This window comes from Vibrio paucivorans, from assembly GCF_054053395.1.
Genome location: NZ_CM133230.1, coordinates 2,443,198 through 2,455,460 on the forward strand (window position 1 = coordinate 2,443,198; position 12,263 = coordinate 2,455,460).

Annotated in this window: 15 protein-coding genes and 1 tRNA gene; 6 read left to right on the forward strand and 10 right to left on the reverse strand. The window is 44.2% G+C overall.

Going from position 1 to position 12,263, the window contains the following annotated elements; all coding sequences use genetic code 11:
- Positions 1-96: 96 nt before the first annotated feature.
- The 6 genes from flgE to ACXABW_RS11185 form a co-directional block, all read right to left on the reverse strand.
- Positions 97-1,401, reverse strand: coding sequence for a flagellar hook protein FlgE (flgE, locus tag ACXABW_RS11160; RefSeq protein WP_457522722.1), 1,305 nt, complete (start codon positions 1,399-1,401; stop codon positions 97-99).
- Positions 1,402-1,428: 27 nt separating this feature from the next.
- Entirely contained in the window at positions 1,429-2,139 is a 711-nt protein-coding gene (flgD, locus tag ACXABW_RS11165; RefSeq protein ID WP_252027788.1) for a flagellar hook assembly protein FlgD, read from the reverse strand.
- Positions 2,140-2,156: 17 nt separating this feature from the next.
- A complete protein-coding gene (gene flgC, locus ACXABW_RS11170) occupies positions 2,157-2,573 on the reverse strand; it encodes a flagellar basal body rod protein FlgC (RefSeq protein ID WP_252027789.1) in 417 nt (138 codons plus the stop codon).
- A gap of 4 nt (positions 2,574-2,577) precedes the next feature.
- On the reverse strand, positions 2,578-2,973 hold the full coding sequence (gene flgB, locus ACXABW_RS11175) for a flagellar basal body rod protein FlgB (RefSeq protein WP_252027790.1): 396 nt from the start codon (positions 2,971-2,973) through the stop codon (positions 2,578-2,580).
- Positions 2,974-3,214: 241 nt separating this feature from the next.
- Positions 3,215-4,042 carry a protein-glutamate O-methyltransferase gene (locus ACXABW_RS11180; RefSeq protein WP_265688227.1) on the reverse strand — a complete coding sequence of 276 codons (828 nt, stop codon included), beginning with the start codon at positions 4,040-4,042 and terminating at the stop codon, positions 3,215-3,217.
- Positions 4,043-4,052: 10 nt separating this feature from the next.
- Positions 4,053-4,979 (reverse strand): chemotaxis protein, encoded by a 927-nt coding sequence (locus tag ACXABW_RS11185; protein WP_252027792.1) that lies wholly within the window; start codon positions 4,977-4,979, stop codon positions 4,053-4,055.
- A 75-nt stretch (positions 4,980-5,054) separates the two neighbouring features.
- On the opposite strand from ACXABW_RS11185, the gene flgA reads away from it, so the two are divergent.
- From flgA to ACXABW_RS11200, 3 genes are all read left to right on the forward strand, one after another.
- A complete protein-coding gene (gene flgA, locus ACXABW_RS11190; RefSeq protein WP_457522724.1) occupies positions 5,055-5,801 on the forward strand; it encodes a flagellar basal body P-ring formation chaperone FlgA in 747 nt (248 codons plus the stop codon).
- 117 nt (positions 5,802-5,918) lie between these two features.
- Positions 5,919-6,236 (forward strand): flagellar biosynthesis anti-sigma factor FlgM, encoded by a 318-nt coding sequence (gene flgM, locus ACXABW_RS11195; RefSeq protein ID WP_252027794.1) that lies wholly within the window; start codon positions 5,919-5,921, stop codon positions 6,234-6,236.
- A gap of 29 nt (positions 6,237-6,265) precedes the next feature.
- Entirely contained in the window at positions 6,266-6,691 is a 426-nt protein-coding gene (locus ACXABW_RS11200) for a flagella synthesis protein FlgN (protein WP_457522726.1), read from the forward strand.
- A 69-nt stretch (positions 6,692-6,760) separates the two neighbouring features.
- Here the strand turns inward: ACXABW_RS11200 and flgP are convergent, their stop codons facing one another.
- Both flgP and ACXABW_RS11210 read right to left on the reverse strand, forming a co-directional pair.
- A complete protein-coding gene (flgP, locus tag ACXABW_RS11205; RefSeq protein ID WP_457522728.1) occupies positions 6,761-7,192 on the reverse strand; it encodes a flagellar assembly lipoprotein FlgP in 432 nt (143 codons plus the stop codon).
- A 9-nt stretch (positions 7,193-7,201) separates the two neighbouring features.
- A complete protein-coding gene (locus tag ACXABW_RS11210) occupies positions 7,202-7,837 on the reverse strand; it encodes a FlgO family outer membrane protein (protein WP_252027797.1) in 636 nt (211 codons plus the stop codon).
- Positions 7,838-7,999: 162 nt separating this feature from the next.
- Here ACXABW_RS11210 and ACXABW_RS11215 point away from each other — a divergent pair, with 162 nt between their 5' ends.
- From ACXABW_RS11215 to ACXABW_RS11225, 3 genes are all read left to right on the forward strand, one after another.
- Positions 8,000-9,133, forward strand: a complete 1,134-nt coding sequence (locus tag ACXABW_RS11215) for a flagellar assembly protein FlgT (protein WP_457525007.1) — start codon at positions 8,000-8,002, stop codon at positions 9,131-9,133.
- Positions 9,134-9,190: 57 nt separating this feature from the next.
- A tRNA-Arg gene (locus ACXABW_RS11220) sits at positions 9,191-9,267 on the forward strand.
- A gap of 209 nt (positions 9,268-9,476) precedes the next feature.
- The gene (locus ACXABW_RS11225; RefSeq protein WP_457522730.1) at positions 9,477-9,983 is read left to right on the forward strand and encodes a Fe3+-citrate ABC transporter substrate-binding protein; all 507 of its coding nucleotides are present in this window, start codon (positions 9,477-9,479) and stop codon (positions 9,981-9,983) included.
- A gap of 85 nt (positions 9,984-10,068) precedes the next feature.
- Here the strand turns inward: ACXABW_RS11225 and gltX are convergent, their stop codons facing one another.
- Positions 10,069-11,496, reverse strand: a complete 1,428-nt coding sequence (gene gltX, locus ACXABW_RS11230) for a glutamate--tRNA ligase (protein WP_457522732.1) — start codon at positions 11,494-11,496, stop codon at positions 10,069-10,071.
- 106 nt (positions 11,497-11,602) lie between these two features.
- Entirely contained in the window at positions 11,603-12,235 is a 633-nt protein-coding gene (locus ACXABW_RS11235; protein WP_457522734.1) for a YccT family protein, read from the reverse strand.
- Positions 12,236-12,263: the final 28 nt, after the last annotated feature.

Here is a 12,263-nt window from a genome sequence, read left to right on the forward strand (position 1 = left end):
GATAAAGAAGTGAATTGCCATAGGTGGCAACAACAGCAAGCCAGTGATTGCCACTCGCTTGCCATTGAAGTTGTTCATCGATAGGAGAATATTCGACTATCGAATCTGAAGGATATTTTGTTGTGTTTGGTTATGAACTTCTAAAGAACGAGAGTTCGCTTGGAAGTTTCGTTGAGCGGAAATAAGGTCCACCAACTCTTGCGTCATATCGATGTTAGATTGCTCTAGTACACCACTACCAATTGAACCAAACGAGCCGGTGTTAGACTCACCCCAAACCTTTTTGCCCGACAGGTTGGTAGAATCCCACTGGGTTCCCCCTTTCTTAGCCAAGCCTTGCTCATTTGCCACACGAACCATTGCAACACGTCCAAGGATAACTTCCTCACCATTTGAGTAAGTGCCGACAACGCTACCTTTTTCGTCAAAATCTACTTTGGCAAGGAAACCAGTTGTCGCGCCATCTTCATCAAATGCCTGAAGCTCAAATGGAGCCGCAAATTGGGTTGAGTCACCGAGTTTAAAGTTCAAGGTTTGGTTAACATCCGCACCACCCAAATCAATTGGGTTAGCACCCGAACCCAGAGGTTCAGTAGTAATAGGATTACCATTATTGAGGCTAGCAAGCGTACCATCATTGTTGAACCTAAAAGTATGACCGATATGGCCGGTAGGAGACGTTGCGTCACCACCAGTAATGTTGACTGGCTTTTCACCGTCACCATCCGTCACTGTGTAGTAACTTTGCCAAGTGTTTGGCTGGGTCGCATCTTTCAAGTAATACGTAGTCAACTTGTACGATTGTCCCATTGAGTCATAGACCGTTGAAGACGTTGAACGGTTGTAAGTTTCAGGATCGTTAATATCAAACAATGCTGGGTCTTTTAGCTCTGCATCGGCTGGCAAGTTAATGCCGATTTTCACGTTCTCTGTTTCTTTTGGTTTACCGTATTCTTTCGGAATCTGGATAGGAGAAGGCTCATAAGACAAGGCCTGTCCAGTTTCTTTATTGACTTGGTAACCTAGAAGATATTCCTCGTTCGCATTCACCATGTAGTTACTTTTGTTCAGATGGAACGCACCGTTACGCGTCATTTCGTTAGTCGTAGGAGACAAACGATCTTTCGCAACAGCAAAGAAACCATTACCTGAAATACGAAGATCCATCGGGTTGTTGGTATAAACACTCGAACCTTCGTGAAACTGCTGGGCTACTTGAGAGGCTTGCACACCTTGCCCTGGAGTTGTTTTCGCATGAGTGAATAACGAGTTAGAGTACACATCACCGAACTCTGCACGCGACTCTTTAAAGCCGTACGTGTTTGCGTTAGCAATGTTGTTACTCGTTGTATTCATATCTAATTGAGCAGCCGATAAGCCGCTAAGTGCAACATATGACATTCTATATCTCCTATCTAGCTAGTGTGGCTATGCTTTGCCAACTTCTAGTACTTCAGCAAGTCGAACTGGCGATTCAAAACCAGCTAGATTGAGTAGTACATTACCATCGCCCTTACCTAGCAATACACTATTGACGTTTGCGTATGTTGAAACATCAAATTCTGTAGATTGCCCGTCGAGTATGCCCGAGGCTTTAACATTGTATTTGCCAGCCGGCAATGGATTTCCTTCTTGGTCTTTACCATCCCAAGTGACTCGGCTATCGCCCGCAGGCTGTGCACCGACATCAAATGTTCTGATAAGCTGGCCCATTTGGTCTTCAATACGAACCATCACGTTATCAACGTTTTTCGGCAGCTTGACCATTGCAGACATCTCACCGTCATCTTTCTTGCTACCCGCTGCTCCAGGAACTAGAACATCGCGGCCAACAAGTGATGAGGCTTGCAGCGCTTGGTTTGAGGTCATAGAAGAGTTCAGCGTATCAAACTGAGTGTTCATCTTGCCAATACCATCTACCGTTGCAAACGACGCCATCTGAGCGATCATTTGATCATTACTGACCGGCTTGAACGGATCCTGCTGGGACAATTGCTTAGTGAGCAACGAGAGAAAGTCTTCTTGTTTAAGAGCTTGCTTACCCGTTACTTCATCAGGCTTATTTTTGTCCTGTAGTTGTTTAAGCTGGTCGATATAGGACAAGCCACTCTGACCAACATTATTAATGTCTCCGGCCATCTGTTACCCCCTTATCCCTATTGACCCATCTGCAGCGTACGCAGCAGCATTTGTTTACTTGCATCCGCTACTTGCACGTTCGTTTGGTAAGAACGTGAAGCAGAGATCATATTCGCCATTTCTTCCATCACATTAACGTTTGGCTTATAAATGTAGCCTTCGTCATTCGCAAGTGGATGATCAGGGTTGTACTCAGCATCCAGTGGTTTATCACTTTCAACGATACCTAACACTTTCACTGGCACGTTATGATCACGGTTATAACGTGCTTTACTTAACTCCGCGCCAAATACAGCGTGGCGAGCTTTGTAGGTTTCTTCAGCAGAGCTAGAAACACTATCCGCATTTGCCAGGTTGCTTGAGGTCGTGTTTAGACGAACAGATTCAGCGCTCATTGCAGAACCAGTCACATTGAATACATTAAATAAGCTCATCTAATTATTCCCCTTTAATCGCTTTCGTTAAGTTCTTGAATTTACTTCCTAAGAAGTCAAGTGATGCCTGATGTCTGATTTGGTTCTGCATAAACAAGTTACGCTCTAGATCCACATCGACAGTATTGCCATCACCCGTGTCAGGCTGAGTAGGAACACGATAAAGCTGCTCCCCTGTCACTGTCGTTGAGGCAGAGATATGCCGACCATCGGTGCGGCTAAGACCAATGCTTGCCTCCGACGTTGCCGCCTGCAAGGCTCTCTTAAAGTCCATCCCTTTTGCCTTAAAGCCCGGTGTGTTTGCTTGAGCAATGTTGGTAGAAATCACCTCAGCATTGCGCTCACGTACACCAACCGTGTGTTGGTGGATACCTAAAGCATTGTCAAAAGAAATAGCCATACTTGCCTCAACTCAAAGAACTGACCGTTATTAATCTAGATAAAAGCAATTTGTGTACCAACTTTTATCGCAAATATCCAAATAACCGCTATCACACTACAAAAAGCAAATAACAGACCAACCTAGACCTATCTTTGGAAATGTACGTGAAGAGATATTCGAATGTCTCACCCTATATATAGCGCAGGAGCGCATAAAGAAAAAGCCCGGCGAGTTGCCGGGCTTTGAAAATAAAGAAACACTATTTGAGCTTATAGATGATCCCAGGATTACATCGAACCATATCAAAGCGGTCGGTTAGGCCTGTTAGTGATTCCGATGCCCCTAGTAACAAGTATCCCCCAGGGTTCAAGCTGTTCGCTATTTGGTTCAAAACTTGAGACTTCATGTCTGGCGAAAAGTAGATCAGTACATTACGGCAGAAAACGATATCGAACTTGCCGAGCAGAGCATAACTTTCCATCAAGTTCTGCGGGCGAAAATTCACCAAACGCTTAACGTTGTCTTTGACCTTCATACGGCCGTCACCCGCATCTTCGAAGAACGTTCTGCGGCGTTCCGGAGAGAGTCCACGACCTAATGCAAGGTTGTCGTAAATGCCTGCGCGACACATATCAAGCATACTCGCCGAAATATCGGTAGCGGTGATCGATACATTAGGCAACATCCCTGGCTTACGCTGCTGAGTTTCTAAAACTGTCATTGCCATTGAGTAGGGTTCTTGACCCGATGAGCTTGCCGCCGACCAAATTTTAATAGGCCTTTTATTTGCGGCAATTTCTGGTAACAATTTTTCCGACAGCACCTGGAACGGGTACGTATCGCGAAACCATAACGTCTCATTCGTCGTCATGGCATCCACAGCGGCAACTCGAAGTTCACGATTCCGCCCCGTTACAACATCTCTTAATAAGTCAGATAATGATCCAACTTTGAATTTGGTGACCAAGGGGCTAAGACGACTTCTCACTAGGTACTGTTTACTGTCGCCCAGAACAATACCACACTGAGATTCTAAAAAGCGGCTGAAATCACGATACTCTTGATCGCTTATAGTTATCGCTGTCATTAATGTCTCTTTATTCTGTTAATGCTGTTTTAACCGCATTACCAAGTTCATCAGGGTTAAATTTCGCGATAAAAGAGTTCGCACCTACCCTTTCAACCATGGCTTGGTTAAAGACCCCACTAAGTGAAGAGTGTAGAATTACATACAAATCTTTAAGATCAGCATGGCGGCGTATCTCCGCTGTTAAAGTATAGCCATCCATTTCAGGCATTTCGATATCAGATATCACGAGAGATATCTGATCATAGATACTACCTTCTGCAGACATTTCTACAAGCTTCTCATAGGCTTCTTTGCCATCTTTTACCGAAACAACTTCAAATCCGATTGAAGTAATTGCTCGCTCAACCTGCTTACGCGCAACGGTAGAGTCATCCGCAATAAGAATTCGGCGCACAATTTGCTTCTCTTCTTCTGCTTGTGCAATTTCTTCGCCGATGGAGGAATCCATCGTCTCGTCAACAGGGGCGATCTCGGCTAGAATCTTTTCCACATCGAGAATTTCAACCAGCTCGTTGTCGATATTGGTTACGGCCGTTAGGTAGTTCGCCTTACCAGCGCCGTCTGGTGGAGGAAGGATCGCCTCCCAGTGCATGTTGATGATACGCTCTACAGAGCTCACCAAAAATGCTTGGATAGTACGGTTAAACTCAGCGATTACGACGAAACACTTGTCGATATCGGTAGTTGCACGGCCACCAATGGCCAAACTAAGATCAATAACAGAAACGGTATGGCCACGAATATGAGCAACCCCACGAACAAGGGGGTGTAAGTTTGGCATTGAAGTAAGCTTCGGGCACTGTAGGACCTCTTTTACTTTAAATACGTTGATCCCGTAACGCTGACGACCCATAAGTCGAAATGTTAACAGTTCTAATCGGTTTTGACCTACAAGTTGTGTACGCTGATTCACCGAATCAAGAATACCGGTCATAAGCTCATCTCCATCTCAAACTTTTGTTATAAAAGTGATAGTCTACTACAGGCTATGTTAAACCAGAGAAACAAAATGGTGTATTCTAAAACACATTGGTATTTTGTTACCATAACTAAGTGTAGAGCTATATATAAAAATTTTAATCACTCTATCGGCTTTTTGTTGGTTTTCTTTAGCTTCTATGCGCAACCTGCGACGATTGAACAAATTGAAGCCATTCAGCAAGCCGCTGAGAACTATATAATTAATAACGTTGAGGCCCCGACTGGGGGTAAACTCGACGCCACTGCAGCCAATATCGACACTCGCGTTTTCGCAACCGACTGTCCATCTCCCCTCGAAACATCATCGTCTTCTCTCAACGGGTCTGCGAGCAATATAACTGTGTTAGTAGAATGTTACGACGATAACTGGAAACTTTATGTTCCTGTACGTTTAACACTTTCTGGCCCTCAAGTTACAGTTGCCAGCCCACTGAGTCGGGGGCAAATCATCACAAATAATGATGTAACTATCAGTATGGTAGACCTGCATCGATCACGTCGGCAAGGCTTTTCCTCACTTAATGCCGTTGTTGGCGCTAAAGTGAAGAGGAACTTAAACGTCGGAAATGTTGTCGAAACAAGGGATATATGTGTCGTTTGTCGTAATGAAACGGTAGTAATTAGAGCAGTAAAACAGGGAATGGTCATCACAACCAAGGGTACCGCCCTCACAGATGGTGCAGCAGGCGAGCAGATAAGAGTGAAAAATACGAAATCCAACCGTATAATAGAAGGTATAGTAACAGGAATTGCAGAAGTCACGGTTCACTTCTGACCAATGAATGACTTATGCGACTGCCCAGTCAAATATTATGGGTAGAAATTATTAAAGTAATTTCTGTAGCAGTCGATAGTGACTGTACAGGTTCCCAAATCAAAGAAAGGCTAATTTATGGCAGGTATAGATAACATACGCTCTGGACACACGATGACATCGTCGACTCGTAACTCCACGCGTACAGAATCTAATGCATCTTCTGGTACTCAATCGTCGTCACAGTCTGGGGCCACAGACAAAGATGCAGTTTCTCTTAGTCAACAGGGAAAGGACATTGGGGCGATGCATAATCAAATGAGCACACAACCAAGCTTCGATAGCGCAAAAGTTGCAGCTATCAAAGAAGCGATCGCAAATGGTTCTTATACGGTAGATCCCGAGAAGCTTGCTGATAATATGATCAAGTTCGAAGATGAACTTGGCGGCCTATAGGCATACTTGTAGATAGGAGCGATTGAGTTATGGCAGCATTATTAAGCTTGGTCGAATTTCAACTCAAAAACGCCCATGATCTATCTACATTACTCGAGCAAGAAAAACACGCAATTGCCGCTCGTGTGGCAAAAGACATCGAGTCACTAGCAAAAGCTAAAGTCACGTTAATTTCTCAGTTAAAACAAACTGACGATCGAATAGCCTCTCATCCAGATGTTTCTAGCCTTTCAGAAGATGAGCAACTTAAATCGATGGTCAGCCAAGTACGTTCAATCATTCACGACTGCCAACAAGCCAATATGATCAATGGAGAAGCACTTGAACGTGCTCAGGTTAGCTTTAATAAACTGAATAACCTAATGCAGCAAAGTCACGGAAAGATTGGTATGACCTACAACGCAGTTGGCCAAACGCATACATTATCAACACTAGGCACCAATATAAAAGCATAGTGTTACAAGGAATAAAAAGCGGCAACCTAAGTTGCCGCTTTTTATTCTGGAGAGAGCTGACTATAAAATTTAGAATAGGGTTTGCTGGCGTTTTTCTGGAACTTGTTGAACTTCACCGTATTCGCGAAGTTTTTCCATCTTTTGGATATCTAGTCTAAGTTCCGTGACATAGCTGTCCCCCACTTTGTAACTGCGTACTACTTCCGCACCACGGATCACACCATCAACAGCGCCGGAAGTTCTTTCCGTTCCTAAGCGTTGGTTTTTCAAATCCGCTCGGCCACTCACTCGCATACCATATACTTGTTCTGCTAGCTCACGATATGCATCGATCTTAGAGGCACGCATAGCACGAACTTGCTGCTCTTCCTCATTCTTTCCTACTTGCTCACTGATACTCGCGTACCCTACAGCTGTCAGCCAATCATCAGGACGCATGTTACTCAATGGTTGGCAACCTACCATGATTAACACGGCAAGCATTACTATCCACTTACTCATTTCTTGCTCCTACGGACGTAAAATCACAGTATATGGTTGTGTCATGGTTGGATCTGAGCGAATTAGCACTCCATCCTGTGTCCGAATCGTATTCAACGTATCTAAATCACGCCCAATACGATCAGCTGGCAAAAACCCTTGCGCTGTAGCGACAACCACTCGTGACTGCATACCAACCACACGTGCATTCACTAGCACGCCCCCTTCTTGGCGCAGCATCGTGCCAGTAAGGATGTATTGAATTTCTTGCTCTTGGGCGAGCTCTTTCCAATCACGGCTGAGTGCAAAATCACCTTGCTGGGTGACCTGAATATTGCCTGTGGTTTTGAAGTCCACAACTTTGAAACCACGACGTTGGAACTGGTGAATAAACCCTTCTGATACCGAGTTTCCTAACCAGTTAGTCGCATCCATACTTTGCAAATCAACAAACGATGTGACTGCAATCGGTGTTCTTGCTGACACGCTCGTATTTGAGATCATCAGATCTTCTGTCAGACTCTCAACAAAAAAGTCGAGAGTATGGCGCGGGCTTTCCATCAGCATAAATTGAGAACCCGAGTACGGCTCTTTACCGTTATATATTGGGGCGTAGGCACATGCAGTTAAGAATACTGCTGGCACTAACGTTAACCATTTTTTCATTCTCTTGATCTCCAGATATTATAAGGCATTCGAATGTTCAAAGCTTTGACGCTATAAAGTGGAACATTCCTTGCTTTTCTAACTCTGCTATTAAGAAGAAAGGCAATGCCTAAATCAGCTAGAAAATGAAAAGCAATATTTATACCTAATTGGCCGCAGATGATGAAAAAAAATATACTCTCCATATTTTCAGTACTTTATATCCTAGTGTTTAGCACGCTCGCTAAAGCAGAATGGTATGAAGTGACAGGAACTGCCACTATCGTATCCTCAGAAGAAGTGGCACGCCTGCACGCGCTAGAGGATGCTATCTATAAGGCGGTCAGTTTTTCTGGTGGTGACATTGGCAGTATCAGTAACTTAAGAGACTTTTTGGAAACAGACAAAAAAGAGTATCAGTTCACTAATCACGAAGTTCGCTACATCCTAGTTGAATCGGAAAGAAGCAAAGATGGTGTAATGACCGTAAGGGCAAGGCTAGATATTTATCCATCGGCAAGTGGTTGCCACGTGAGCCAATACAAGAAGACCTTCTTAGTGGGTAATATCGATGTTGCCTCACCTCAACAGGCCGTTATGGGTCAAATTTATAACATTGGTGATGACTTCGCTCATGTAATCAATCGTCAAATTGATCAAGAGTCGGCCAGTTTTGTCTCAGTGGGCACCACCGACTACGAAATCAGTAAACGTTACCCTGAACGGCTAAAAATGATCGCTCAAGACACTGGAGCGCAATACATTATTGGCGGTGTAATCACCGATCTAACAGCAACCATTGATAAGAAGCTACTGAGAGACGACGTAGTGAACCGACAGTTTGCCCTCGAAATGAAAGTGTTTGATGGGAAAACAGGCCATGAGGTGTATAACACCAATTACCGCGAAGTCGCTCGTTGGCCATTTGCTAAAACCAGCCAGATAGACACTAAGAGTGCTCGTTTCTGGGCCTCTACCTACGGAGACATGATGTTGCGTGTCAGCCGAAATATCATGTTGGACTTAGAGTCTGAGATTTCCTGTAAGATCACCCTGCCAGAAGTGGTGGCTAAAACCGGCCAAACAGTAACCATCGATCTTGGTCGGTTACATGGAGTACGTGAAGGTGACCAACTACAGCTTTGGCACACAGGCGCTTTTATCGACCAAAAAGGCCTACCTCGTAATAAGGTTACCCAGAGTGACATTACCCTAACCGTCATTCGAGTATACGAGAATGAAGCAGAGCTCAAAGTCGATCAAGCCAACCTAGCAGGCGCTATTCAAATTGGCGATGTAATGCACAAACAGCTTTAGCGTGACTAAGAACTGCTTAACATATTCAATTTATTGAGTAAAATTATGGTTCTCTAAGCTCCCGTGGCACAGCTGGATAGCGCAGCCCCCTCCTAAGGGGCAGGTCATAGGTTCGAATCCTATCGGGAGCGCCACTTTTTAATATGGACCCAATCGGGTCCATTTTTTGTTTCTTAGATCCTTGTTCCAAAGTCACCCAAACACTGGCTTCCATTCACCTCTGCCGTACCGCAAGTTAACTTTTCTCTGATTTTGACCGCTGGGTTAGTCGATAGACTGCTACTTCTCGTTTCATGCTAAATCTACTAAAATGTCTATTAACAATATTATCGATAGCTATAAGATGAAAAAGAGTAATCTGACGACTAACACAGGGCACCGCTTTATTTCAAAAGCCAAAACGGCATTTAAGATCCATATTCATACTCCAGATGATACGGTCCTTCATCGCTCTGTCGGTTACATTCGTTTAGGTGAAAAGAAAGGGCTAAAGAAGGCGATTAAACTAAGAAACGAGTTAGGTAGCCAAATGTGGGGGAAATTTTGGAGGCGGCTACTTAAAGACCCTTATTTGATGACTCGCTTGCCTCACTCTTTAGAACCAAAGATCATCTTTAAGCCTCGCCCCACCATCGATAACCCAGATGGCAAAGACGAGTGCTATATCGCCGCATGGAGAAACTACGATGACAACGGTAAATTAATTTATCGCAGCGTTGTATGTTCCATTAACAAGCATGGCAGGCTAGGAGCCTATTCCAAAACGAAGAAAGCGCTGCTTGAAGCAAATAAAGAGAACCTTGAGATCCTCGAGTTTATGGGACGTCTCAACAGCATCGACCTAAAATAGTCTCTTTAGGGGCCACGTTTCCCATGTGGGCAGACATAAAAAACGCAGCCAGAATGGCTGCGTTTTTTAGATAAGGGAAGCTGAATTAAGCGTTCGCTTCGCGTTCTTCAATAAATGCGATAGCCATCTTAATACGAGCAACACAGCGCTCTTTACCTACGAGTTCCATTACTGCATCAACAGATGGAGATTGACCACCTCCTGTTACTGCAACGCGTAGCGGCATACCGATTTTACCCATACCAATTTCTAGCTCTTCACAAACGGTAGCAATAACACTTTCTTTGATGTTTGCTGTTGTCCACTCTTCTAGTGCTTCAGCTTTTGCAAGTGCAAGCTCTAGTGGGCCTTTAGCAACACCACGTAGGTGTTTTTTAGCCGCACCAGCTTCAAACTCTGAGAAATCTTCGTAGAAGTAACGAATCTGCTCAGCAAGTTCTACTAGTGTGTTACAGCGCTCACCAACAAGCTTGATCACTTCAGTGATTGCTGGGCCATTTGCAGTATCTAGCTTCTGGTTGTCTAGATGCCATTGTAGATGCTCAGCCACGTACTCAGGAGCCGAAGTCTTGATGTAATGGTTGTTCAACCAAAGTAGCTTTTCAGTGTTGAATGCTGACGCTGACTTAGAAATAGCATCCAAAGTAAACAAGTTGATCATCTCTTCTTGAGAGAAGATTTCTTGGTCACCGTGAGACCAACCAAGTCGCACTAAGTAGTTGTTTAGTGCATTTGGTAAGTAGCCTTCATCGCGGTATTGCATAACTGATACAGCACCATGACGCTTTGATAGCTTAGCACCGTCATCACCGAGGATCATTGCACAGTGTGCAAAGGTCGGTACTGGAGCACCTAGTGCTTCATAGATATTAATTTGACGTGGCGTGTTGTTGATGTGGTCTTCACCACGAACAACGTGTGTGATGCCCATATCCCAATCATCAACGACGACAACAAAGTTATACGTTGGTGCACCATCAGTACGACGAATGATCAAGTCATCCAGCTGGCTGTTTGCGATTTCTATACGGCCACGGATCTGGTCATCAAATACGACACTGCCTTCTTTCGGGTTACGGAAACGGATAACAAACGCATCGCCTTCTTTTGCCTCTGCATTAGCAGCAACAATTTTCGGGTGCTCAGCATCGTAACGAGGCATCTCTTTTGCTGCTTCTTGCTCAGCACGGATTTCGTCTAATAGCTCTTTAGACGCATAACATTTGTATGCTTTGTCTTCTGCTAGCAGCTTATCTACCATCTCGTTGTAGCGATCGAAACGCTTAGACTGAAAGTAAGGACCTTCATTCCACTCAAGGCCCATCCACTGCATACCTTCAAGGATCGCATCAACCGCTTCCTGAGAGTTACGTTCTAAATCAGTATCTTCGATACGCAGAACGAATTCACCGCCCTGGTTTTTAGCGAATAGCCAAGAATAAAGTGCAGTACGTGCACCACCAACGTGAAGGTAGCCAGTAGGGCTAGGAGCAAAACGAGTTTTAACCGTCATGTAAAATACCTTGATTGTCTATATGACTGCACCACTCCTTAAGCTAAGGATGGCGCCAAAATTGCGCGTTATTTTAGCACCGATGCGTAATTCTACAATCCTGATATTACTTTAAATTGCGCATAGCCCATTGCATAAATTGCTGCTGCTGTTCTGCGGTTAAATTGCCGAACTCTTGTTGCAATCCAGTAAGCCCTGGTGCAGGTTTATGTGTAGACTGGTTTTCAGATGCTGTAGCAACCGCTGGTGTGGCTACTGCACTGTTGCCCATTTTTGCATTGTAGTCAGCAACTTCACGCTCGTAATCGCGAAACCCTTGTAACCCGCCCTTATTTAGCTGTACAAGTTCGTATTTAACTGGCTTACCCTCTTCCGTTTCAAGCGTAAGATCTGGGTTCTTTGCAAATTTGTTTGCGTCTTCAATAGTGCGGAACTTCTCGTAGCTGATTGACAACGTTTGTTGATCTTTCACATCAAATTGAAGAAGCAGTGGCTGAGAATCAAATTTTCGACGTTTACCGTCTTCAAATACGATTTGACCAATTGTTACCGCAAGTTGGTTGCTACCAGTATTCAAAGCGATCGTGTTTTTATCCTGATAGTGCTGCTCAGAAACCATAGCTCCATTGAGCACTCTAGGGGTAATTTCCGTTTGTAAATTCAGAGCGCCATCGGCAAAAGCGAGCGAAGAAAACAAAATAGGTGTAGCAGCAACTAATAATGATTTTTTAAAACGCATATTTTTTCCATTTTTGAACGAGCAAAGG

Bases quoted from the DNA above. Each gene is read 5' to 3' on its own strand.
- ACXABW_RS11215 (WP_457525007.1), top strand. From the start codon at position 8,000: ATGAAAAAAAATATACTCTCCATATTTTCAGTACTTTATATCCTAGTG.
- flgP (WP_457522728.1), bottom strand. From the start codon at position 7,192: ATGAGTAAGTGGATAGTAATGCTTGCCGTGTTAATCATGGTAGGTTGC.
- flgE (WP_457522722.1), bottom strand. From the start codon at position 1,401: ATGTCATATGTTGCACTTAGCGGCTTATCGGCTGCTCAATTAGATATG.
- flgB (WP_252027790.1), bottom strand. From the start codon at position 2,973: ATGGCTATTTCTTTTGACAATGCTTTAGGTATCCACCAACACACGGTT.
- flgM (WP_252027794.1), top strand. From the start codon at position 5,919: ATGGCAGGTATAGATAACATACGCTCTGGACACACGATGACATCGTCG.
- ACXABW_RS11235 (WP_457522734.1), bottom strand. From the start codon at position 12,235: ATGCGTTTTAAAAAATCATTATTAGTTGCTGCTACACCTATTTTGTTT.
- flgC (WP_252027789.1), bottom strand. From the start codon at position 2,573: ATGAGCTTATTTAATGTATTCAATGTGACTGGTTCTGCAATGAGCGCT.
- flgD (WP_252027788.1), bottom strand. From the start codon at position 2,139: ATGGCCGGAGACATTAATAATGTTGGTCAGAGTGGCTTGTCCTATATC.
- ACXABW_RS11185 (WP_252027792.1), bottom strand. From the start codon at position 4,979: ATGACCGGTATTCTTGATTCGGTGAATCAGCGTACACAACTTGTAGGT.
- gltX (WP_457522732.1), bottom strand. From the start codon at position 11,496: ATGACGGTTAAAACTCGTTTTGCTCCTAGCCCTACTGGCTACCTTCAC.
- ACXABW_RS11210 (WP_252027797.1), bottom strand. From the start codon at position 7,837: ATGAAAAAATGGTTAACGTTAGTGCCAGCAGTATTCTTAACTGCATGT.
- flgA (WP_457522724.1), top strand. From the start codon at position 5,055: ATGGTGTATTCTAAAACACATTGGTATTTTGTTACCATAACTAAGTGT.
- ACXABW_RS11200 (WP_457522726.1), top strand. From the start codon at position 6,266: ATGGCAGCATTATTAAGCTTGGTCGAATTTCAACTCAAAAACGCCCAT.
- ACXABW_RS11180 (WP_265688227.1), bottom strand. From the start codon at position 4,042: ATGACAGCGATAACTATAAGCGATCAAGAGTATCGTGATTTCAGCCGC.
- ACXABW_RS11225 (WP_457522730.1), top strand. From the start codon at position 9,477: ATGAAAAAGAGTAATCTGACGACTAACACAGGGCACCGCTTTATTTCA.